The 23,162-nt window shown below is 34.8% G+C and carries 19 protein-coding genes and 1 other annotated feature; of the genes, 6 read left to right on the top strand and 13 right to left on the bottom strand.

All coding sequences use genetic code 11. The features are described 5' to 3' along the window. Positions 1–57: 57 nt before the first annotated feature. Entirely contained in the window at positions 58–1,446 is a 1,389-nt protein-coding gene (gene hemG, locus BMW29_RS02420; protein ID WP_092649942.1) for a protoporphyrinogen oxidase, read from the bottom strand. Positions 1,447–1,678: 232 nt separating this feature from the next. On the opposite strand from hemG, the gene BMW29_RS02425 reads away from it, so the two are divergent. Beyond that, entirely contained in the window at positions 1,679–2,152 is a 474-nt protein-coding gene (locus tag BMW29_RS02425; RefSeq protein WP_092649944.1) for an antibiotic biosynthesis monooxygenase, read from the top strand. A 28-nt stretch (positions 2,153–2,180) separates the two neighbouring features. Here BMW29_RS02425 and BMW29_RS02430 read toward each other — a convergent pair whose 3' ends face one another. Then, positions 2,181–3,395 carry an ABC transporter permease gene (locus BMW29_RS02430; protein WP_092649946.1) on the bottom strand — a complete coding sequence of 405 codons (1,215 nt, stop codon included), beginning with the start codon at positions 3,393–3,395 and terminating at the stop codon, positions 2,181–2,183. Then, positions 3,382–4,131: an ABC transporter ATP-binding protein gene (locus tag BMW29_RS02435; RefSeq protein ID WP_092649948.1), complete on the bottom strand. Its 750-nt coding sequence runs from the start codon at positions 4,129–4,131 to the stop codon at positions 3,382–3,384. The genes BMW29_RS02430 and BMW29_RS02435 overlap by 14 nt, the downstream gene beginning before the upstream one ends. Positions 4,132–4,273: 142 nt before the next feature. On the opposite strand from BMW29_RS02435, the gene BMW29_RS02440 reads away from it, so the two are divergent. The 3 genes from BMW29_RS02440 to BMW29_RS02450 all read left to right on the top strand — a co-directional run bounded on the left by BMW29_RS02440 (position 4,274) and on the right by BMW29_RS02450 (position 6,228). Then, the gene (locus BMW29_RS02440; RefSeq protein ID WP_092649950.1) at positions 4,274–4,702 is read left to right on the top strand and encodes an HIT family protein; all 429 of its coding nucleotides are present in this window, start codon (positions 4,274–4,276) and stop codon (positions 4,700–4,702) included. A 3-nt stretch (positions 4,703–4,705) separates the two neighbouring features. Beyond that, positions 4,706–5,065 carry a YtxH domain-containing protein gene (locus BMW29_RS02445; protein ID WP_092649952.1) on the top strand — a complete coding sequence of 120 codons (360 nt, stop codon included), beginning with the start codon at positions 4,706–4,708 and terminating at the stop codon, positions 5,063–5,065. A 164-nt stretch (positions 5,066–5,229) separates the two neighbouring features. After that, a complete protein-coding gene (locus BMW29_RS02450) occupies positions 5,230–6,228 on the top strand; it encodes a peptidylprolyl isomerase (protein WP_092649954.1) in 999 nt (332 codons plus the stop codon). 49 nt (positions 6,229–6,277) lie between these two features. Here the strand turns inward: BMW29_RS02450 and BMW29_RS02455 are convergent, their stop codons facing one another. The 5 genes from BMW29_RS02455 to BMW29_RS02475 all read right to left on the bottom strand — a co-directional run bounded on the left by BMW29_RS02455 (position 6,278) and on the right by BMW29_RS02475 (position 14,060). Further along, positions 6,278–7,228 (bottom strand): 3'-5' exoribonuclease YhaM family protein, encoded by a 951-nt coding sequence (locus tag BMW29_RS02455; protein ID WP_092649956.1) that lies wholly within the window; start codon positions 7,226–7,228, stop codon positions 6,278–6,280. A gap of 81 nt (positions 7,229–7,309) precedes the next feature. After that, on the bottom strand, positions 7,310–10,171 hold the full coding sequence (locus BMW29_RS02460) for an ATP-binding protein (RefSeq protein WP_177165650.1): 2,862 nt from the start codon (positions 10,169–10,171) through the stop codon (positions 7,310–7,312). Next, positions 10,158–11,408 (bottom strand): metallophosphoesterase family protein, encoded by a 1,251-nt coding sequence (locus BMW29_RS02465; protein WP_245706220.1) that lies wholly within the window; start codon positions 11,406–11,408, stop codon positions 10,158–10,160. Before BMW29_RS02465 ends, BMW29_RS02460 begins: the two co-directional genes overlap by 14 nt. A gap of 84 nt (positions 11,409–11,492) precedes the next feature. Next, positions 11,493–11,843 (bottom strand): YlbF/YmcA family competence regulator, encoded by a 351-nt coding sequence (locus BMW29_RS02470; protein WP_092649962.1) that lies wholly within the window; start codon positions 11,841–11,843, stop codon positions 11,493–11,495. An 87-nt stretch (positions 11,844–11,930) separates the two neighbouring features. Continuing rightward, on the bottom strand, positions 11,931–14,060 hold the full coding sequence (locus BMW29_RS02475; protein WP_092649964.1) for a PBP1A family penicillin-binding protein: 2,130 nt from the start codon (positions 14,058–14,060) through the stop codon (positions 11,931–11,933). Positions 14,061–14,523: 463 nt separating this feature from the next. Between BMW29_RS02475 and BMW29_RS02480 the strand changes: the two genes are divergently transcribed. Further along, a complete protein-coding gene (locus BMW29_RS02480; protein ID WP_092649966.1) occupies positions 14,524–15,873 on the top strand; it encodes a hemolysin family protein in 1,350 nt (449 codons plus the stop codon). A 46-nt stretch (positions 15,874–15,919) separates the two neighbouring features. On the opposite strand, the gene BMW29_RS02485 is transcribed toward BMW29_RS02480, so the two are convergent. Then, a complete protein-coding gene (locus BMW29_RS02485) occupies positions 15,920–16,783 on the bottom strand; it encodes an aldo/keto reductase (protein WP_092649968.1) in 864 nt (287 codons plus the stop codon). Positions 16,784–16,868: 85 nt separating this feature from the next. Then, positions 16,869–18,404: a phosphohexomutase domain-containing protein gene (locus tag BMW29_RS02490; protein WP_092649970.1), complete on the bottom strand. Its 1,536-nt coding sequence runs from the start codon at positions 18,402–18,404 to the stop codon at positions 16,869–16,871. 162 nt (positions 18,405–18,566) lie between these two features. After that, positions 18,567–18,787, top strand: a binding site (T-box leader). Positions 18,788–18,863: 76 nt separating this feature from the next. Between BMW29_RS02490 and argS the strand changes: the two genes are divergently transcribed. Beyond that, a complete protein-coding gene (gene argS / locus BMW29_RS02495) occupies positions 18,864–20,555 on the top strand; it encodes an arginine--tRNA ligase (RefSeq protein WP_092649972.1) in 1,692 nt (563 codons plus the stop codon). Positions 20,556–20,600: 45 nt separating this feature from the next. Here the strand turns inward: argS and trxB are convergent, their stop codons facing one another. The 3 genes from trxB to galU form a co-directional block, all read right to left on the bottom strand. Next, positions 20,601–21,548, bottom strand: a complete 948-nt coding sequence (trxB, locus tag BMW29_RS02500; RefSeq protein WP_092649974.1) for a thioredoxin-disulfide reductase — start codon at positions 21,546–21,548, stop codon at positions 20,601–20,603. Between the two features lie 86 nt (positions 21,549–21,634). After that, positions 21,635–22,066 carry a tetratricopeptide repeat protein gene (locus tag BMW29_RS02505; RefSeq protein ID WP_092649976.1) on the bottom strand — a complete coding sequence of 144 codons (432 nt, stop codon included), beginning with the start codon at positions 22,064–22,066 and terminating at the stop codon, positions 21,635–21,637. Between the two features lie 193 nt (positions 22,067–22,259). Then, the gene (gene galU / locus BMW29_RS02510) at positions 22,260–23,153 is read right to left on the bottom strand and encodes a UTP--glucose-1-phosphate uridylyltransferase GalU (protein ID WP_092649978.1); all 894 of its coding nucleotides are present in this window, start codon (positions 23,151–23,153) and stop codon (positions 22,260–22,262) included. Positions 23,154–23,162: the final 9 nt, after the last annotated feature.

The following is a 23,162-nucleotide window of genomic DNA, read 5'->3' on the forward strand; positions in this document are numbered from 1 at the left end:
AAGAAAAAGCTCTAGAATATGTCTGAATTTTTTAGTCACATCCTAAATGTAAAACAATTAAAGCTGTTGGATGTATTCAATTAATGACTGTGCTAAGACCTCACCCTGTTCCACTGATGCACCAATTGAAGCACCAAACTCATTAATAAAAATACCAGGATATTTTTCTCTCAGCACTTGATGAACATGCATCCGTTCTTTTAAATACTTTGTAGGTGATAACGGAATAGAATGCTGCCACCTTGCAACAACAGAAAAATTAGGTTTGCCTTCAATCACAAGTAATTTTTTCAAATCCTCTAGTACAAGATACTCTAATTGACTATCGCTTAAAGATAAGATATCAATTTCACCATATCGACCAATAAAAGCACGAATCAATACTTCATCTTTACTCGTCACATGAGACCAAATATTGGTTAACCACATACTTGATGTAATATGGCTATCACTTTTGCTAGGCGTGACAAATCCACTCCCAACCAATTCAGATTTGATGGCTTCTTTTGGAAAACTTAAGGTAACTGTTCCCTGAGGGACACTTAGATGCTGACTAAAAAGTGATAATAATTCTTCATCAGGCAGTAAATATTTAAACTCTGTATTTGGAATGGCAATACAAACTTCTGCAGCCATTATTTCTTCATTTTCATTCACATTTAATACATATTGATGATCTAAACCTTTTTTAATGGCATAAACCTTTTTCCCATATTGAATATGTGGCTTCAAATAAGCTTTTAATTCCTCGATAATTGCCTCTAAGCCTGTCTCAAAAGTCAAATATTGAATGGTTTCACTTCTAGGTACATAATTCATTTGAGCTAAACCTTTGATTAGGCTGCCATATTGTTTTTCTAATTCTAATAGAAAACTAAATTCTCCTGTCACACCTACTTCTGAAATGTCTACAGATAGCAAGCTAGAGAGATAGGGTTCAATAATATGGTCCATCATCTCTGACCCAAAATGATTTTCTAAAAAATCATAAATCGTTGTTTCTGTTCTTTGCTGATTTTTTCTAAAGAATAAATCCTTATAAACACATAGCTTTCCTTTAAAGCTTAACATATCCGTTTTCCAAATATCATGAATTTTAAAAGGAATCCCCATAAAATTAGGGTATGGAAGATGATGTAATTTCCCAAATAATAAAACAGCTTGTTGTTTACTTTCGGCAGTCATGACTTGATGTTCCATCCCTAAAGCCTCAATAAGCTTCATCACATGAGGAATCTTCCCATTAATAAAAGACGCACCACGCTCAATATATTTGCCATCAATCTTAACGGTATTTATCTTTCCGCCTACCCTGGCGCTTGATTCTAAAATTTGTAAATCATAAGGTAATTCGTGTGTATCGATATATTGTTTGATATAATAGCCAGCAGTTAAGGCAGTAATTCCACCGCCAATAATCACAATTTTCCGAGCTTTTTTGACCACATGAAAACCTCCTTACTGATCACGTCTAGTCACTTACTTTTTGTCCATTATCAATATAACATTTTTTAAATGTCATTCGTAGAGGAACTCATTAATTGATATTCTCTTTTTTTATGAAAGTACACATTTCTGTCACAGTTCACTTTACCGCCTTAAAGCGCAAAAGAAGTTTTTATTTTTATTTCCTGACTATCTATATTATAATGAATTGACTGAATAAGGAGGCGATCCAATGGGGCTCTATTTATATTTAACAAGTGGGATAAAAGAAAATTTACTAACTTATATTGAAAACTATCCTCATCATGATTTTTTATTATTAGAAAACAATCAACAGCATATATTAATCAATGAATCAAATGAGTTACCTATTTTTGAACAGGTAACGCCTTATATCAACATCTTCCAATTTGGCACTAAAAAGAAATATGGACATGCTGTTTATCAAAAATTTTCATTACAGCAAGGGGATGAAAAAATCTTTTTACTCCAATTTGAAGCCTTAAAGAATCAGTTTGCTAAGCAATTAGGTCTTCATGGTTTTTATTTACTCAAAGAAGAAACCAACCTGCATTTTGCTTTTTTAAGTTTCTGGGACACCGAAACAGACTTTGATTCATGGAAAAAAACGCAGCTTTATCATCAAATCTTATCGCCTTTTTTAAATGAACAGACAGCAACTAGCTCTTATCTTATTCGTAAGTAAATAAAAATAGCGTATCATTGCTGATACGCTATTTTTTCATTCTATTTGGTACATAAAACAAGGCAAATAATAAGGCTACACATAAATTAACACCTAACAATAAGCCAGCCTGAACAAAGGTTAACGTAAAGAGACTTGCAACTGCAATGAATAACGCCTCAACTACTAATAAAATGAGCATTAAACGTTGTAATGCTTGACCTTTAAACTGCTCTGCTGTGGGATACAAATGAGTAAAAATCATATCTTCATGATGCTGACGCAAAGGTAATAATTGAAAGCCTGTTAAATAAATCAATAAAGCACTAATAAATAGTGTTAAATAAAACTGCTCATTAAAGTAGCTTACCAGCATGGCAATACCAGTCAATCTCACATAAAGACCACTATACTCATTCCCTCTAATAAAGGTACGTGCATAAAGATAGAGATAGGTTTGAGCATTTTTCACTTGAATCCATCCAAGTAATGGATCTAAGTATTTTCTGCGTTTTACTTTGCCTTTTAAAGCCGGAATATCTGTAAATAAGTTAATAAACTGATAAATACGATGCATCCGATGCTGCTCAGTAGTCACCATTTTTTCCCAGTTCAATAGCTCAAATTGCTTCGTTGTAGCAGTCATAAACCAGCTGACAAAAGCGAACAAAGCAAGTATCATTGGTAAACTAATCATGATAGGTGTGACAATTAATAAAATCACACTGCTTAAAAACAAACCCACACGCAATGCTTTTAATTGAATGTGACGCTCACTGGACAATTGTCTCAACTGTACAACTTGCAACATTAAATCCAAGACTTTAACTAGCAATAAGACCCCATAAAAATAAAAGAAGAAAACAAAAGGAATCCCTGCTGTTACAGCCAATAAAGGCATTATTAAAGCTGTTACAAAAGCCAATATCGCACCTGGTAACATCAAACTATGAAGGATTACCTTTTTCAGATAAGGGCTTATTTGCTTTTCTAAGGGCAATAAGAACACTGCATCAGGCGGTTCAATCAGAGTAGCCACTTTACCGATAAATAAACTCATAAAAAGCACCACCACAGCAAGCCATTTGCCTAACGAAAAGCTTTCCGAAAGACTTTTCACCCAATCAGCATAACCAAGTATCGCTGCGCCTAGTAAAATCACAACCACAAGCATAAAATGATCATTAAATACATACTTCAAATACCGCGCCATTTTCTTTTGATGAAGCGCTGCTCTTTCTTTCCAAATGCTACTCATATCCATTGCTTTGGTCCTCTTCCTTCGTTAATTGAATATATAATTCATCTAACGTTGCCTCTTCCATTCCAAAAGATGCGCGTAAGTTTTGTAACGTTCCTTCAGCACGAACCTCCCCATTATGAAGTAAAACAAAGCCATCACAATATCTTTCAGCCGTCGCTAAAATATGGGTAGACATTAAAATAGAAGCGCCTTGCTTTTTCATTTCCTCCATTAAATCTAATAATGCTTGAATCCCTAATGGGTCTAAGCCTAAGAATGGTTCATCAATAATATATAAGCTAGGTTCCACTAAGAATGCACAAACAATCATGACCTTTTGCTTCATGCCTTTTGAAAAATTCGCTGGAAACCAATCTAATTTATTTTGTAATCTAAATAGTGTTAATAAGCGTTCTACTCGCTGATGCGCCACCTCAATCGGAACATCATATGCCATTGCAGTTAACTCAATATGCTCTTTTAAGGTTAATTCTTCATATAAAACAGGCGTTTCTGGAATAAAGGCAAACTTTTTACGATAAGCCTCTGCATCCTCTTTAATTGTTAAACCATCTATTGTAATTTTCCCTTTTTGTAGTGGAAGCAACCCAATGATTTCTTTGATACTGGTACTCTTTCCTGCACCATTCAAACCAATTAAACCAATAAGCTCTCCTTTTTTTACAGAAAAAGAAATATCCTTTAAAACAGGTGTGACACCATAACCACCTGTCACATGAGAAACTTCTAAACTCAAGTCATTCACTCCTTTGTTGTGCTGTCTTTGAAATATTATAGCATAATTTTTAATTCCTCACCTAGAAAACTTTATTTCACTTTCTGAACCATTTATGATACATTTAAGGAGAAATATCATCTTTGAAAAGAGGCTTATGACAATGACAGATTGTATTTTTTGTAAAATTATTAACAAAGAAATCCCAAGCAGTGTTGTTTATGAAGATGAAAAAGTCTTAGCTTTCCTTGATATCACACAAACTACTAAAGGACATACCTTAGTCATCCCTAAAATTCATGTACAGGATATTTTTGAATTAAGTGAAGAAACAGCTGCCGATTTATTTAGCCGTATTCCCAAAATTGCGCGTGCAATTGAAAAATCAGACCCAGCAATTAAAGGCATGAACATTCTAAATAATAATCGTGAAGCTGCCTATCAGACTGTTTTTCATTCTCATGTCCATCTTATCCCAAGATATGATGACCAAGATGATTTTAGCGTGCATTTTGGCAACCATATGGCAGACTATACTGCTGAAGATTTACAGCAGATTGCCAATCAAATTAACAAACAAATGGAGGAATAAACAATGAGTAATTCATTTTTTAAAGGCTTTTTACTTGGTTCAGTAGTTGCTGGTGCAGTGACATTATTAACCACCCCACGTAGCGGAAAAGAAAATCGCGAACGATTATCAGATTATGTAGATGATACTGCGGGACTAGTTGGCGATGTAAAAGGGAATGTTTCAGCATTACAAGACGCTGTTTCCACTTTAAGCACAGAAGGTATTTCATTAGTTAAAGAAGTTTCAGAAGAAATTAGTACAACTTTAAAAGAATTCTCTCATGATATTGCGCCACATTTACGTCGTATCAAAGAAGATAGTGAACAGCTAACTGAAGACCTTGCACAATTTGAATCAGAAACAACCACAGAAGAAGGGTAACCCCCTTCTTTTTTTTACAGTTAAATATGATTTTTTTGTGAAGTTATTATGAAACTAATGGATAATCCTTTTTTTTCATAGGTAAAGTATGATATATTAATTGATGTGGAATCAAGTAATCATAACATGACAACATAACTATTAGAAATGGACGTGTAAAAAAAATGAAAAAGAAAAAATTAGTACTTTCACTTGTTACACTAATGACTGCAACAACATTAGCAGCTTGTTCAGGTGGTTCCAATGAAACCCTTGCAACAGTAAACGGTGAAAAAATTACAAAAGAAGAATTCTACGATGAAATGCGTACTACTTCAGGAAATGACACCATGCAACAATTAGTTGTCACAAAAATCCTAGAAGAAAAATATGGCAAAGATGTATCAGAGAAAGTCGTTGATGAGGAATTTGATACAATTGCTAAACAATATGGCGATGGATTTGATGATGCGCTTAGCCAAAGAGGTTTCACTAAAGATTCATATAAAAAAGGCATTCGCTCAAACTTATTATTAAAAGAAGCTGTCAAAGCTGATATTTCTGATGAAGATTATGAAAAAGCTTTTGATACTTACGTGACTGCTAGTCATATTTTAGTTGATGATGAAGATAAAGCCAAAGAAGTGATTACTAAATTAAATGATGGTGGAGACTTTGCTGAATTAGCAAAAGAATACAGTACAGATACTTCTTCAAAAAATGATGGTGGAACCTTAAGCTTTACTTCAGGTTCTATGGTACCAGAATTTGAAGATGCCACTTATAAATTAGAAGTTGGAAAATATACTACTGAACCTGTTAAAAGTAGCTATGGTTACCATGTCATCAAATTAGATGCATTCCCATCAAAAGAAGGCAAAAAATTAGCTGATGTGAAAGATGAATTAGCTGAAATGCTTGTTAAAACTAAAGTAACTGATCAAACAAATACTTCAGCAGTTTTAGCAAAATTAATTCAAGATAGTAAAGTAGAATTTAAAGATACAAGCTTTGATGGTTTACTAGATGCTTACCAAAAAACTAGCAGTGTTGGTGAAGATGCTAGCAAAGATAAAGACTCTAGCAAAGATAAAGACTCTAGCAAAGACAAAGACTCTAGCAAAGATAAAGATTCTAGCAAAGATAAAGACTCTAGTGAAGACAAAGATTCTAGCAAAAACTAATCTAAAGCAAAAGACAACTTTTACAATTTGTAAAAGTTGTCTTTTTTTACTACTCAGACATGGTTGGCTTATAAAATGAGCGATTATCTAAACCAAAAACACGTTCAGAAAAGCTTCCTGACTCCGTTCGACTTAAAACATCATTCATCATATTAATTGAAGCATCTAAATTATCAATTTGGTGTAATACCTCAGCTTCTCTAATACGTGGTCTAACTGGCGAACCATAGTCTAGTTGACCATGATGTGAAAGAACCAAATGTTTCAAAGTCAAAATGTCCTCTGTTTTATCATCAATTTTTAAAGCTAAACAAGCTTTTGTTATTTCTTCATCTACAATTACAATATGGCCAACTAAGTTACCCACTAATGTATACTCTGTTGCCAATGCTCCTGATAGCTCAAAAACTTTACCTAAGTCATGTAAAATCACACCTGCATATAATAACGCCTTGTCTAATTCTGGGTGCAACTCGCAGATGGCTTTTGCTAAACGTAGCATTGAAATTGTATGATGAGATAGCCCTCCTGCATAAGCATGATGATTTTTTTTAGCAGCCGGATGTTGAAAAAACTCTTGATGATATTGCGTGAGTAAATAACGTACAACACGTTGAATATTCGCATTATCAATATCAAATAAAGTTTGATTAATCTCTTCAACCATTTCTTCCTTTGATAAAGGAGCTCTCTCTAAATAGAGTTCAGGATTACTTGGCTCATTTTCTTTAGCTAGACGAATATGGAAAATTTTAACTTGTGGGTTTCCTTGATATAATTCTCTTTTCCCACCAATTCGTACAACTTTACCAGCTAAAAATTGCTGCGTATCTTCTTCTGAAGCATCCCAATACTTCCCATCAATTTGACCAGACGTATCTTGAAAAGTAAAAGCAATAAATTTTTTACCATTTTTAGCTATTCTAATATCTGCATTTTTTATCAACAAATAGAGATCAAAATTTTCATCTTTATTGTATTCAAAAATTTTCTTTTCCATTCTCTTATCACCTCTGATTTTTCATGTCGCTTTTCTTTCATTGTACCTAATCTTTTGATGTGTTGCCACAATAAACCATTTTTAGTCTGAAATAGATAAATGGATTTGATGCTCTTCCTTAAAGAATTGCTCATTTTCATTTTGACAACTAAAGTAAAAGATTTGATGTTTCTGACTCAGTTCAATCAATAACTCAAAAGCTGCTGCTTTTCGTTGCTGATCAAAATGAACAAAGGCATCATCAATCATGATTGGCAATTGAAGGGTATCACTTAAATTAATAATAAAAGCTAACCGTAAAGCCAAATACAATTGTTCTGAAGTGCCTTGTGATAGATCAACAGCTCGCCAATGATTACCTAAATTGTCTTGGATGACAAAGCGTTCTTCTTGAAATGACAGCTTTTGATACTTGCCATTGGTCAATTGGTGCAATATTTTTTCTGTTGTTCGCAAGGTCTTAGGCAATTGCTCTTCTTTACCAAATGCCAATGTCTGCTCAATCATATAGGTTGCTACTTGATAGCTAAGCCAAGTTTTAGCTTTCTCTCGGAATTGCTCTTTTTGATTCCCATACTGCTGCAACAAGTGTGTATAATGCTTTCCTTCCTCTAATTGCTCCAAAGCAACTTCAAGTTGGGCCTTTTCTGTTAAGTGATTATTTAGTTGTTGATTCGCTACTTTTATTTTTTGTTGAATCACTGTCATTTCTTCTTTCAAACTGGCTAAGCTTTGATAACTTACTAGTAAAGGCAATCTTGCTTCTAATTGTTGTGCTAATACCTGATAGTGAGTTGTTTGTTCTAATGTGATTGCCAAACGTTTTTGTTCATTAAAAAAGGCGGCTTCATTTTGAAGTTGGTGACTAACAAAGAAATCAGCTAACCATTGAGTCAATTGCTGTTGTTGCTCTTCTAACTCAGCTTTTTGTTTGCTGATTTGTTCCCGCTGTCTATTTTTTCCTACGCTAGCGAATTGTGTTTCTTTTTGTCGCTCTATTAAATAACGTAGCTTTTCAATACTAGCAGCTGGCTGAGACCAATCAAGTGTAAATGATGCAGTCATTATTTCACATTGATGTAACCACTGATTTACAACCTTTTCATTTTTTTGAAGCTGTGCTTTCAAGGTTACTTGTTCTAATATGAGTTGCTGTAAATGTAAAAGAATCGTCACTTTTTCCTCTAGCTCATCATTCGTTACAGCCTCAGGTAAAGCCAAGCTTACTTTCAATTGTGTAAGCTCCTTAGCAAGGACATCTTTTTTTTCATTCAATTCCATTAACTGAACATTAGTCACTTCAAGCGCTGCTTGTAACTCATCTAATTGACTGTTTAACTGCTGATAATGGGTGCGATCAGCAAGTTGTCGCTGATAAATTTCATGACTGGGTACACCATCGACGATAGTCTCTGATCTCGTTGCCTGCTTGCTTTTCAACAAAGATATGACACTGAGAGTTCCTGTTACCACAAAAATAAACAAACTGCCATATTTCATAGATCCTTTTAGCAATACAAAAGCCAACAATAAGAAAACAATTGATAGACCTATTCCTACATAACCAAGCTTTTGCTGATTTAATAATGGTTTGGCTTGTTGATGCCTCTTATTTTCTATCATACGCGATTTGGCTCGTTTATCATCTTTTTCAAATAACTCTTTTGCAATAGCCAATTGTTTTTTACTGACAAGCTGCGGTTCTAATCGTGTGATTTGTTCCTGAATGGTTGTGCTCTTTTCAAGATGTTGTTGTTGTTTTAAGAGAGAGAGCTCATATTCCTGCTGATACGCTTTTAATTGATTGTTGGTCAATCGAATATGTTTTAATAATTCAGGTGTTAAAGCCACCTCTAATCCTTCCCAATTAGGATTAAGATTGGCTTGATAAGCTTCTTTTGTCTTAACATTTTCTAACTGTCCTAATTTCTCACGAGCAAGCTTCATTTCTTCTTCTTTTTGGTGAATCATTGGCCATTCTTCTATTTTTCTTTGTAACAACTCCAATTGCGCTTGCTCCATGACTGGCTTACCATCAAATTTTTCACTCACCGCAATTTCTTGTTCCTTTAAGTGAGCTAGCTGTAGTGTGAGATTTTGTAATTGCTGCTGATAATGCTGATAATGAGCTACATCCTCTTCATCAACTAGCAAAGCCGCATGCTTATCCAATTCAGCCTTTAAATCAAGATATTCTTCATAAGTCGTCCAATACTCAGCTAAATCAGTCAATGTAACGAGCTGTTGATTCAGCTGCTGAAGCCCTTGCTGTTCCTTTAAAAGGCCTTCATTACTTGCTAATTTTTGTTTAAATAAAACCATATATTGCGCATTTTTTTCTTTTGCAATTTGAAGCTGTTGTTTCATCTTTTTCAATTGAAGTGCCTGCTGATTTAACTCAGGATTTCTACCTTTAGGTTTATATAGTTGCTCACCTTTTTTCAAAAAAGCATCTGCAACCTGCATTTCATTATCAGAACCTGTCATCCCAATGGATAAAAAATACCGATTCAAATCTTTTTCTAGCACCTGATGAACCTTTTGAATACCAAACAAATCAAATGAAAAAATACGAAGATACTGCTGCTGATCAATACCATTTAACAACTGATTTAACGCTTTTTCGCCAGCTTTTCGGCCATCATCAAAAAAGACCGTTAATTGCTGTCCACTACCTTGCTTGAAGCGTTCAATTTTAACCTTTCCTGCAACAGGATGTTCTATGATGAGAGAGCCTCCATAAACCTGTCCATTCATTGGTTCAAAAGATTTCCCATGCCCTTTATTAGATGGAAAACCAAATAAGATACTATGAATAAAAGCGATAATTGTTGATTTCCCAGCTTCATTCTCTCCATAAATAAACTGTAAATTGGATAAGTCTGTAAAATCTTTATTTTGCCATTTTCCAAATCCAGCAATATGAAGGCTACAAATCTTCACGTAGATCACCTCTTTTTTTCTTTGACAATTGCTGTAAGATAAGTTGCTTGCTATGGGCAATCACTTCATTTTTTTCCTCAATTGATAAAGCCTCTAAAAATGGCAGATGATTGGGATGATCAAATAGTGGCGCAGCTAACTGCTCAAATGTGGCTTCAGTGGTTAATTCCTTCAACATTTTTTCCCACTCCACTTGATAATAGGCTGTTCCAAACTCACTCAGCGCTTCTTGCTCCTCTATTTCTAATTGATACATCCAAATAAAAGGTTGCTTTAATTGCTGCCCATCTTGAAAGGCTGCCAATAGCTCCCCATTTTTAAGTGCCTTTAGCTCTTGGGGATCTGATAATTCAACATGTTTCAAAATCACTTTTAAAAGCTTATTTTTCCCCTCTTGCTCAAGCTTTTCTAGCGCTTCAGAAAGCATCAAATAAATTCCTTTTATCCCACTGATTTCTGCACAATCGATGGAAAGCTCCTGCCAAATGATGGGGGCTGTTGGATGAAACACAAGGCGACAATCATGAGGGCTTAATTCAACTAAATAACAGCCCTTTTCCCCAACTTCTTTTTTATTTCTTCCTTGAATATTTCCTGAATAAACAATAGCAGGTAATTCATGCAATACCTTTCGCTGATGAATATGCCCTAAAGCCCAGTAATCATATTTCTTTTCAAGTAGTTCAGCAATTGTAAAAGGTGCATAAGGACTATGACCAGACTGGCTGCCTTCAAGATTGCCATGTAACAAACCGATTTGATAATCTACCTGAGCATTTTTGACTGGATATTGTGTAATCATTCTTTCATGAACAGCTCGCTGGGCATAGCTAAAGCCTGTAAAGCAAGCTGTTTCGCCATTTTCAAAAGATAACTGGATGGTTTCAACTTCTGGACCTAATAAATAAACATTTTCTGGAAATGGCAAATTCAACCATTCACCAGCTAAATGATCATGATTGCCATGAATCATCACAACAGGGATTTGAGCATTCCCTAGCTGCTCTAGCTCTCTAATCAACCTTGCTTGTGCCTTCACACTACGGTCAGCACCATCATAAATATCTCCTGTTAAAATGACAACATCTACTTGCTGAGTGATGGCCAGCTGAACAATTTGATGGAAAGAATCAAAAGTCGATTCATAAACTTGTGTCCATAGATTTTCTGGAAAATATTTTAAACTTGTAAATGGACTATCTAAATGTAAATCTCCTGCGTGAAGCATACGAATCATGTCATTCACCTCTATTCCTCTTGATGATTCGTAAAAAAAGAGCTCACCTTTTAATGACAGATGAACTCTCTTTTTATATACCTATTATTCAGCCGCACCTTGATATAATTCTTGGATTGGTTTCATAATAATTTTATTTAAATCATTCACAATCACGCTCATTTGTTGTTCACAATTCATTAATGCATTAATTTTTTCATTAGCACTAACCACTGTTGTTAATTCCTGTGCTTCTTGAATTTCTTCATCAGAAATTTCTTGGCCAGTCATTTGTTTTTCTTGAAATGACATTTGGATACCTTGGAATTTTTTGAATAGCTCTCCTGCTTCACTATCTGCACTCACAACTTTATAGGCTTCTTTTAATGCGATATAAGCATCTGTTGCTCTTAAATCTTTTTCTACTTGATTGGCACTATCATAAACGTTTGTCATGTTTAGGCACGTCCTTTATTATTTATTATTTTGCTATTACTACTATAACATTTTTCGACTTATTTTTAAATCGCTATCACAGATTATTTAATTGTTAAAGAAATCAACAATGCCATCCCATAGATTTCCTGCTTTTTCTCCAGCACCATCTAGACCTTCTTTAAATTTGCCACCCCAATAGTCTAAGCCATTTTTCACATCATCCCATAGTCCACTATTTTTTTCTGATTCTTTTTTCTCCTCTGACAAGGTTGTTGCATCTAGTTCAGAAAATGGTGTTTGAGGTGAATAAGGCAGTGCCATTGCCATAACTGCTCTAAAGGTCACAGACACACCATCAATACTAATACCAGGAACAAAGTGGTTGGCATCAGTCTGATCAAATCCAAGCCATGTTGCAGTTACAACATCTGGTGTATAACCAACAACCCATTGATCTTTTGTCCCATATTGACTATCAAAAGTTAACTCAGTACTTCCTGTTTTTCCTGCTACCGTAAATTGTGAAGGTTTTGCACTATTGGCAATGCCATCATTAAATGAGCCAATTAAGATGCTAGTCATTTGATTAGCAGCTTTTTCTGAAATCGCACGATTTTGTTTTGGCTCATTATCAACAATAACAGCTCCCGTTGCATCCACAATTTTTGTAATTAAGAAGCCCTCTGAACGAATCCCACCATTAGCAAAAGCTGTATAAGCACTGGCCATATCCATTGGAGAGACACCTGTTGTCAAGCCTCCCAAAGCAAGTCCTAAATAATCATCCTCTTTTTCTAAAGGAATGCCGAATTTCTCAGCAGATTTGACCCCTTTATCTAAACCAATCTTATCTAATAACCAAACAGCTGGCGCATTCAAGCTTTGATAAACAGCTTCATATAGAGGCACCTCTCCTTGATATTCTTTGGTTGAATTTTCTGGTGTATAATGGTCAGATCCATAAGAAACGGCTTTATCTTGTAGCATTGAATCAATTTCATAATTATTTTCTAAGGCTGGTCCATAAACCGTAATCGGTTTTAAGGTCGAACCTGGTTGTACCTTCGTCTGAGTAGCGCGATTAAATCCTCTAAAAACATGCTCACCACGACCACCAACTAAAGCAGAAACACCACCTGTTTTAGGATCCATCATGACTGTTCCACTCTGAACGAGCACCCCATCTGCTGCATTTTCAGGGAAATTACCAGGGTTTTCATAAACAGCTTCCAACTGTTGTTGATAATCCTGATTTAAATTTGTATAAATCTTATACCCTTTATTTAAGATATCCTCTTCCTTAATGCCATATTTTTGAATCGCTTCATCAATGACTGCATCAAAGTAATAAGGATAGCGATAGCCATTTGTTTCTTGATAAGAATCTGCTAATAAAACAGGTGTATTCTTCCCTTCATTGGCTTGTTCTGCTGTGATTTTCCCATTGGTTTGCATGAGATCAAGCACAACACTTCTTCTCTCAATGGCATGCTCCAAATTATCAATTGGATTATAATAGCTTGGTGATTTCAACATGGAAGTAATCATTGCTGCTTCAGACAGATTGACCTCACTGGCTGATTTACCAAAATATTTTTTTGAGGCATCTTCCACACCCCAAACCCCATTACCAAAATAAGCATTATTGAGATACATTTCAAGAATCTCATCCTTTGTATACTTCTTCTCTATTTCAATCGCTAAAAATAACTCTTCAGCTTTACGAGAAATGGTTTGTTTTTGAGTTAAAAAGGCATTTTTTGCTAGTTGCTGGGTTAAGGTACTTCCGCCACCTGTAATGCCACCCTTTGTCAGATACCCAACCGCTGCACGACCAATTCCCATCACATCAAATCCGCTATGTTCATAAAAACGCTTATCTTCTGTAGAAACAACCGCATCTTTAATCAGTGGTGAGATTTGCTCTAACTTTACAAATTCACCCTTTTGGGCATAAAGTGTACCTGCTTCTTCACCCTTTTCATCATAAACCGTGGTACTTGTTTCTAAGGCCGCTTTAAGCGCAGAAACATTGGCTGTTTTTGCCAAAACTAATAAATAGATACTTAAAGCTAAAATTGCTGTTAAAACAGCTAAAGTAAATATTTTATGAATATGGTATTTTTTCCATGTTCTTTTTCGCCAGTGATGCAATTTTTTTAATTTTGGAAAAAGCCAATGACCAAATGTTTTGATCAATTGTTTTAAGCTTTCTAAAAAAGTTTTATCTTTCATTGGATATCATCCTTTAATTTATAATCTGTTGTCTGGTTACGCTTATTTTAAACTATCTCTATTCTATCAAAAAAATACCAAATAAGGAAATCGGTCTCTAGACTGGTATCAAGAAAAAACCTAGTGTTCTCTCTCTTTTTCTGCTAAAATAATGAGTAACCACCTTTAGCAGGTGAAGGAATAAATTTTATTAGAAACAAGTGAGGTGAAATCCTTTGGGGCAGAGCAAAGAACCTGGAAGTTAGCGGACCAAGAGAACCTTTTCAAAGAGTATCTTTTGGTCAACGAAACCATTCATAAAACATCGCTCCTAATAGGATGTAAATATAATTGATCAAACGCAGCTCTTTGATAGCATGTTCATTTTCTCTTAAGAAAATGCAGCGCCTTCCATTTAAGTTGGCTATGCAAATGTACAGTTAAAATCAAGGAGGTGAAGCTTGCGTTATTCGCAAGCACACATTTGTCATTAAATACAAGTTTAATCGTCTTTTTCGTTGTCTTGGCCATTGCAGCTATTTTTGTAATGTCTGAGTTCGTTTTAGTGCGAATCCGTATCTCTCGTTTAGATACATTAATCGAGAATGGTAATAAAAATGCCATTCTATTAAAAAATATGACCCAACATTTAGATTCCTATCTATCTGCTACTCAATTAGGTGTCAGTATTACCTCTCTTGTTTTAGGGTCACTAGGTGATACAACATTTAGAATGTTGTTTGATCCCCTATTTGTTAGATTTCCCTTATCACAATCTGTTACAACGGTGATTTCAGTAGCTGTTTCATTTACTGTTTTAACATTTGTACAGGTGATTATTGGCGAATTGGTTCCTAAAAACTTCGCGATTAACAAAACGGAGAAGATTGGTTTATCCATTGCTAGACCTTTGCAAATTTGGTACAAATTAATGTACCCAATTGTATTCGTCCTTAATGGTACAGCCAATATTATCACACGAATGTTTGGAATGAAAAGTGTCAATGAAGATGAAAGTGTTTCTGAAGAAGAAATTCGTATCATCATGAGTGAAAGCTTAAAAAGTGGTGAAATCAACCATGAAGAATATCAATTTGTTGAAAATGTCTTTGAATTTGATGATCGTATGAGTCGTGAAATTATGATTCCTAGAACTGAAATAGCGGTCGTTTCAATTGATATGACTTTACAAGAAATTGGTCAATTAGTAAAAGAACAGCGTTATACCCGCTACCCTGTGATTGATGGTGACAAAGATAATATTATTGGGGTCTTAAATACAAAAGAAATCTTTGCTGCTTATGTTGAATATGTGGATTCTGGTTTAGTTTCTCATTTTGATATGCAGGAATTTATTCGCCCAATTACATCCGTCATTGAAACCATTCCTATTAAGGAAATTCTGTTAAAAATGCAGAAAGAGCGTAACCAAATTTCTATTTTAGTGGATGAATATGGTGGTACAAGCGGATTAATTTCTATGGAAGATATTGTCGAAGAAATTGTTGGAGATATCTATGATGACTATGAAGTCAATGAACTTCCAGAAATCAATCAACTTGCTCCACATCATTATATGGTCAGCGCACGTGTTCTCATTGATGAAATTAATGATTTATTGGGATTAAAAATCGATGAAGAAAATGTTGATACAATTGGCGGCTGGATGATGAATGAGCAATATGATATTAGTGAAGGCGAACAGATTGAATATGAAGGTTATATCTTCACGGTTCAAAAAGCTGGAAAAAGCTCTTTAGATTATATTGATATCAAACAGGCACCGAAGAAAAAGGTGGCGCTATCAGAACCATCTGAAGAAGTAACTGAATAGAAAAAATTCCATTACAGTACACAATACTGTAATGGAATTTTTTTATTTAAGCTTCAGGTCTTACTGATGTCTTTGCTAAAAACTCTTGATCATCTGGACTTGTTGCATAACGTGTATTTGTATCTAATGTTGAAATACGTGCCATGTCTTCTGTTGTTAAAGCAAAATCAAAGATTGCTGCATTTTCAGCAATTCTACTTGGTGTTACAGATTTAGGAATCACAACGACGCCACGCTCAATATGCCATCTTAAAACAACTTGTGCAGGTGTTTTCCCGTATTTTTCACCAATTTCTTTTAAAACAGGCTGATTCAACAAATCATTTTTCCCTTGACCTAATGGTCCCCATGCCTCATGAATAATACCATGTTCTTGCATAAATTCATGTAACTCATTTTGTGGAAATTCAGGATGTGTTTCAATTTGATTAATCATTGGTTTAATTGTTGTATGTGCCATTAAATCTTCTAGATGATGAATTTGGAAGTTTGATACCCCAATGGCTTTAATTTTCCCAGCCTCATATAATTCTTCCATGGCTTTCCAGGTTTCAATATAATGAGGAGCAGCCCAGTGAATCAAGTATAAATCCAAATAATCTGTTCCTAAACGATCTAAAGTTGCTTGAAAGGCTGCTTTTGTTTCTTCATAGCCATGATCATAGTTCCAAACCTTAGAAGTAATAAATAAATCCTCACGAGGAATGCTACTATTCTTAACCACTTCACCAACAAAAGCTTCATTTTGATAAATCATCGCTGTATCAATATGACGATAGCCTACTTCTAAGGCTTTATTCAACGCTTTATCTAATTCTTCTCTTTCCTTCACTAAAAAAACACCAAATCCCAATTGAGGAATTTTTACACCATTACGAAACGTTTTACTTGGTTCTGAAATAACTGTCATGTTGTTTCCTCCTTAAAAGCTAGTCGTTTACGCTATTAGTGTAAACTTAATGGCTGCAGACTACAAGCATCTTGCCTCTTAATAGCTACGCTTCAGGAATCACAAGCTTCTCATGTGCTGCAAAAAATGGTTGTAACAAGTTCATCACTTGTGTAAAACCACCTGCTGTATCGACTTCAATATTCATTGGCATCACTGGCTCATGTAAACTCATTCTCAATAAGATAAAGCCACCACCTATCTCATCTGAAAGATTGACACGAACCCCTTCATGATTAACTGGTTCTAAAGCAAAATCAGCTGTATTTTTGACAAATGCACGAAAATCTTCTAAAGCATTTTGACCATATAATTTAAAGTCTGATGCATTAATTTGAATACGAATTTCTTCACTTTCAACTGGCTCTTTTAAAGAAGCAATTAAATCAGTTAATGACTGCCCTTTTTTCAATAAATGGGCATATTGAATCAATAATTTTGCCACTAAATAAGCCCCATCATCTAAGAAATAATTTTCTTTTAGGGCTGCATGGCCACTCACTTCAATCGCTATTTCAGACGAAATCCCTTTTTCATTTAACGCAATGGCTTCATTAATTACATTTCGATAACCACGTTTAAAACGATGCTGTTTGCCACCTAAATCATTGATAAAGGTTTCCAAATGATTAGAGGTTGTTGAGTCCGTCACAATTGTACTTCCAGGATACTCATCTAAAACAATTGCTGCGATCATTCCTATTAAGGCATTGCGATTAATGCTCTCTCCTTCTTTATCCATAATCGCTGAACGATCCACATCCGTATCAAAAATAATCCCAAGATCAGCTTGATTTTCTAACACAGCCTGTTTTAAACTTTCCATAGCCGCTTTGTTATCTGGATTTGGAATATGATTTGGAAAATGACCATCTGGATCTAAAAATTGGCTACCAGAAATATCTGCACCTAGTGGCTCCAATACTTCTGTCGCAAAGAAACCGCCTGCACCGTTTCCTGCATCAACCACAATATGTGCACCTTTAAGTGGCTGCTCATAATTAGTTTCATCCTGAATTCCCTCACGAATTTTACGCACTAAATCTTGACTATAATCTTTTAATAAATGACGTTTCGTCACAAAACCTTTCATATTTCCCCAATAAACATAGCCCCAATCAGCATGTTCTAGCATGTACTGAATATCTTCTTTTTCAGCGCCACCATCTTTTGTGAAAAACTTCAAACCATTATATTCAGATGGTAAATGACTGGCTGTAATCATAATTGCTGCATCACAATCATAAGCAGGAAACTGAGTAGCCATAAACATAGATGGGGTTGTGGCAAGTCCCACATCAATCACTTCAAAATTCGCATTGGTTAACCCTTCAATCAATACTTCTTTGATGCGATTTGCGGATAATCTACTATCATGTCCAACTGCTACACGAATTGGATAATGCGCATCATCAACTGCGAGCTTTTTAATATCCTTCAACCAAGCTGCAAAACCATAAGCAATTCTTTCAATCCGATCATTGGTTAAATTCATGACCTTTGTTTCTGTTTCAATGGCAATGCCTCTAATGTCAGATTCATTTTGTAACTCTGTTAGTACTGGAATGTTAGAAATATTCATTAATTTTGTGCCCTCCTAAGATTAAAAATTCTACTATCTTTATTATAGCAAAAAAAGGAAATAGAACATAGCTTAGGTAAGGAAATAGCTGGATTTAAAAAGAATTATCAAGAAAGGCTTGCATTATGAAATTTGAATTTGCTATAATGGGGACAAGTTCATAAAATTTCGTTGAAGAAGAGAGTACTTTTTAATGAGGTCTTAGCGAGTCTGGGAGGGTGAAAGCCAGATGACAATCGTAAAAAGGAAGCGCACTTTTGAAGAAAGTGATTTGAAGCAAATAGAATCACTCGGATACAGTCAATCCGTTATCATTGATTTAAGAGGTTTACATTTTTTGTAAACAATAAGAGTGGTACCGCGGGCATATTCTCGTCTCTTTCAATTTGTTTCTATTCAGAAGCTGATTGAAAGGGGCTTTTTTTACGTCAACAAACAATATATTAGGAGGAATGTAAAATGGATTACAAAACACTTGTTGCACAAACACTAGCAGAACAAATTGGTGATGTCTTATCTGAGGAGCAAATTTATCAATTGCTTGAAAAGCCAAAATCATCTGATCATGGTGATATTGCTTTCCCAGTCTTTTCACTGGCAAAAACTTACCGTAAAGCACCACAACAAATCGCAGCAGATTTAGGAGAAAAAATCAGCAACCCTGCATTTGAAAAGGTAGTCGTAGTTGGACCCTATTTAAACTTCTTTTTAAACAAAGAAATGGTCAGTGATGAAGTCTTAAAAGCCATCCTTAAAGAAGGCGCAGCATATGGTAATCAAACAGTGGGTCAAGGACGTAACATTCCAATTGATCTATCTTCACCAAATATTGCCAAACCAATTTCAATGGGACATTTACGTTCAACAGTCATTGGTAATGCGATTGCCAATATTGTCCAAAAAATTGGATACAATCCAATTAAAATTAATCATCTAGGTGACTGGGGCACACAATTTGGTAAATTAATCGTTGCCTATAAACTTTGGGGTGATGAAGAAAAAGTAAAAGCAGAGCCGATTCAAGAATTATTACGTTTATATGTTCAATTCCATGAAGTTGCAGAAGAAAAAACAGAGCTTGAAGATGAAGCACGTGCTTGGTTTAAAAAATTAGAAGATGGTGACACAGAAGCCACTGAATTATGGTCATGGTTCCGTGAAGAATCATTAAGTGAGTTTAACCATATTTATCAATTATTAGGAATTGAATTTGATTCTTACAATGGTGAAGCTTTCTATAATGATAAAATGGATGAAATCATTGAGATTATGGAAGAGAAACATTTACTTCAAGAAAATCGAGGCGCAGAAATTGTTGATTTAGAAAAATATAACTTAAACCCTGCTTTAATCCGTAAATCAGATGGTGCAACCCTTTATATTACTCGTGACTTAGCGGCTGCCCTTTACCGTAAACGTAACTATGACTTTGCACAATCTATTTATGTGGTTGGAAATGAACAAAGTAATCACTTCAAACAATTAAAAGCTGTTTTATTAGAAATGGGCTTTGATTGGTCGAATGATATGGTTCATACCCCATTTGGTTTAATTACCCAAGGTGGTAAAAAATTATCTACCCGTAAAGGAAAAATTGTCTTACTTGAAGAAGTATTAAATGAAGCAACTAAATTAGCTAAGGAACAAATCAGTGCGAAAAATCCTGATTTAGCAGATAAAGATGCGGTTGCAAAAGATGTTGGTGTGGGTGCGGTTGTCTTCCATGACTTGAAAAATGATCGTATGAATAACTTTGACTTTGTCCTTGAAGAAGTGGTTCGTTTTGAAGGTGAAACAGGTCCTTATGTTCAATATACACATGCACGTTCTAAGAGTATTTTACGTAAAGCTGGACAAACACCAAACCATGCAGCTTCACTTGCTTTAACAGATCCTTATAGCTGGGAAGTCATCAAGGTCTTAAAAGAATTCCCTGAAACGGTGATGAAATCTTATGAAAAATTAGAGCCTTCAGTGATTGCAAAACACAGTATTCAATTAGCACAATACTTTAACCGTTTCTATGCCAATGTTAAAGTCTTAGAAGACCATCCAGAAAAAGAAGGTCGTATTGCTTTAGTTGAAGCAGTATCTACTGTTCTAAAAGAAGATTTACGTTTACTTGGGCTAAATGCTCCTAATGAAATGTAAGCTATCAAAAAAAGGAATTGACAACATCGTCAATTCCTTTTTACTTTATTCAGCTATTTTTTCCTTTAAAGCTTCAACATAATTATAAACACCTTGTCCAGCAATACTACCGTCACCAACTGCTGTTGTAATTTGACGTAAACCCTTTTGTCTTACATCGCCAATAGCAAAGATTCCTGGCACTGCTGTTTCCATATTTTCATTTGTTAAAATCCAACCTTCTTCATCTGTAATCCCTAAATCTCTAAAAGCCTCAGACAGCGGTAAAATGCCAACATAAACAAAGACACCATCCGCAGCAATAGAACGCTCTTCACCTGTTTGAGTATCAACAATTTGAACATCTGTTACTTTTTGCTGATCTCCTAAAACCTCTTCTACAGTTGCATTCCAAATAAAATCTACCTTTTCATTTTTAAAAGCACGTTGTTGTAAAATAGGCTGTGCACGTAAAGCATCACGACGATGAACAATAGTCACCTTACTAGCAAATTGTGTCAGATAAGTTCCTTCTTCAACTGCTGAATCTCCACCACCAACAACAATTAATTCTTTATCTCTAAAGAAAGCACCATCACAAACGGCACAATAAGAAACACCGCGTCCTGTATAATCAGCTTCGCCATTAACACCAAGTTTACGATGATCTGCACCTGTTGCAATAATCACAGCACGTGCAAGGTATTCTTTATTATCTACAACCACTGTTTTATAGGTTTCATGATCAATAATTTGCTTCACATTTCCATAGGTATACTCTGCACCAAATTGTTTTGACCCCTCAAACATTTTTTGTGACAATTCAGGTCCCATAATACTATCAAAACCTGGATAGTTTTCTACATCAGCTGTATTCATCATTTGGCCACCTGGAACACCTCGATCAATCATTAAAGTTGAAAGATTAGCTCTTGATGCATAAAGTGCTGCAGTCATTCCTCCTGGCCCTGTTCCAATAATGATGACATCATATATTTTTTCTTGATTTTCCATTTCATTCCGTCTCCTTACTATTACAATCATTCAATCTATTTTAAACCTTTTAGGATAAGAGGTCTAATTTTCTGCTTTTTACTCATTTAATCCTCATTTAATTCATATAAAACCATATCTAGTAATTCTTCTGCTTCATTGATAAAATCTCCGTTAGGATCTTCTCTTAAATAGCGTTGAACAGCCTCTAAGGCTTTTTCAAAATCATTTAAAAAAGCATAATTATTCGCCAAAAAGTAATAGGCTTCTGGAAATTCCTTATCAATACTTTCAAGTAATGCTTCTAAAATTTGAATGGATTCTGCATATTCCCCTGTATGTTGATGACAAATGGCTAACTGGCAAAGTGTGTACGCTCTTTCATCATCAGTTTGACAAAAATCTGCTGCACGCAACAAATATTTTTTGGCTAATTGAATTTTATTTTTTTGAAAAGCAATAATCCCACGATTAAAATAAAACTCTGTATTTGGTATGAATTCAATAATTCGTGCAGTTTTATGCTCATCTTTTACCATACCAATCACCCCTTTTATAAATCTGACTCTCTTATATCATATCATACCATTTTCATTTGGAATATACCTTTTAAATTGTCTGATAAATTATTTTCAGAAAAAAAAGTGGTTGTGACAAAACTCAAAAGTTTTATCACAACCATGTATATTGCTTCCATAAACGCTAGCAAAATATCAGACTCTTCAAGTCACTCTATTCTGAATCTGATTCAAGCTCTTTCGCTAAATCAATAATATATTCTTTGACATGATCTTTTATTTCTGGATGCTTTAATCCATATTCAATACTCGTTGTAAGGAAGCCAAATTTATCACCAACATCATGACGTTCACCTTTAAACTGATGTGCAAATACGCGTTGCGTCTTATTTAAGGCATCAATGGCATCTGTTAATTGAATTTCACCACCAGCACCTGGCTCTTGCTTATCTAACATGCCAAAAATTTCAGGTGTTAATAAATAGCGTCCAATAATTGCTAAGTTACTAGGTGCATCTTCTGGTGATGGCTTTTCAACAAAGTTACGCACATTATATAATCCTTCACTGACTTCTCTTTCAGGATCAATAATCCCATATTTATAAGTTTCTTCATGTGGCACTTCCATTACAGCAATATTTGATGCATGTGTTTCTTCATAACGATCAATTAATTGCTTGGTTAAAGGCACTTCATCCTCCATGATATCATCCCCAAGTAAAACAACAAAAGGCTCATCTCCAACAAATGCTTTTGCTAAAGAAACTGCATGACCTAAGCCTTTAGGGTGTGATTGTCTAATAAAATGAATATTTAAGCCAGTTGTTTCTTCAACTGTTTTTAACATATCTACTTTATTTTTTTCTTTTAAATTAAATTCCAATTCTGGGTTTGAATCAAAATGATCTTCAATTGGACGCTTTCCTTTACCAGTTACAATTAAAATATCTTCAATTCCAGAATTTAATGCTTCCTCAACAATAAATTGAATCGTTGGCTTATCCACAATAGGCAACATTTCTTTTGCCATAGCTTTTGTTGCTGGTAAAAATCTGGTACCAAACCCTGCTGCTGGAATAATTGCTTTTCTTACTTTTTTCGCTGTCATCTTATCTCT

Source organism: Isobaculum melis, from assembly GCF_900111355.1.
In the GTDB taxonomy this organism is placed as follows: Bacteria; Bacillota; Bacilli; order Lactobacillales; family Carnobacteriaceae; genus Isobaculum; species Isobaculum melis.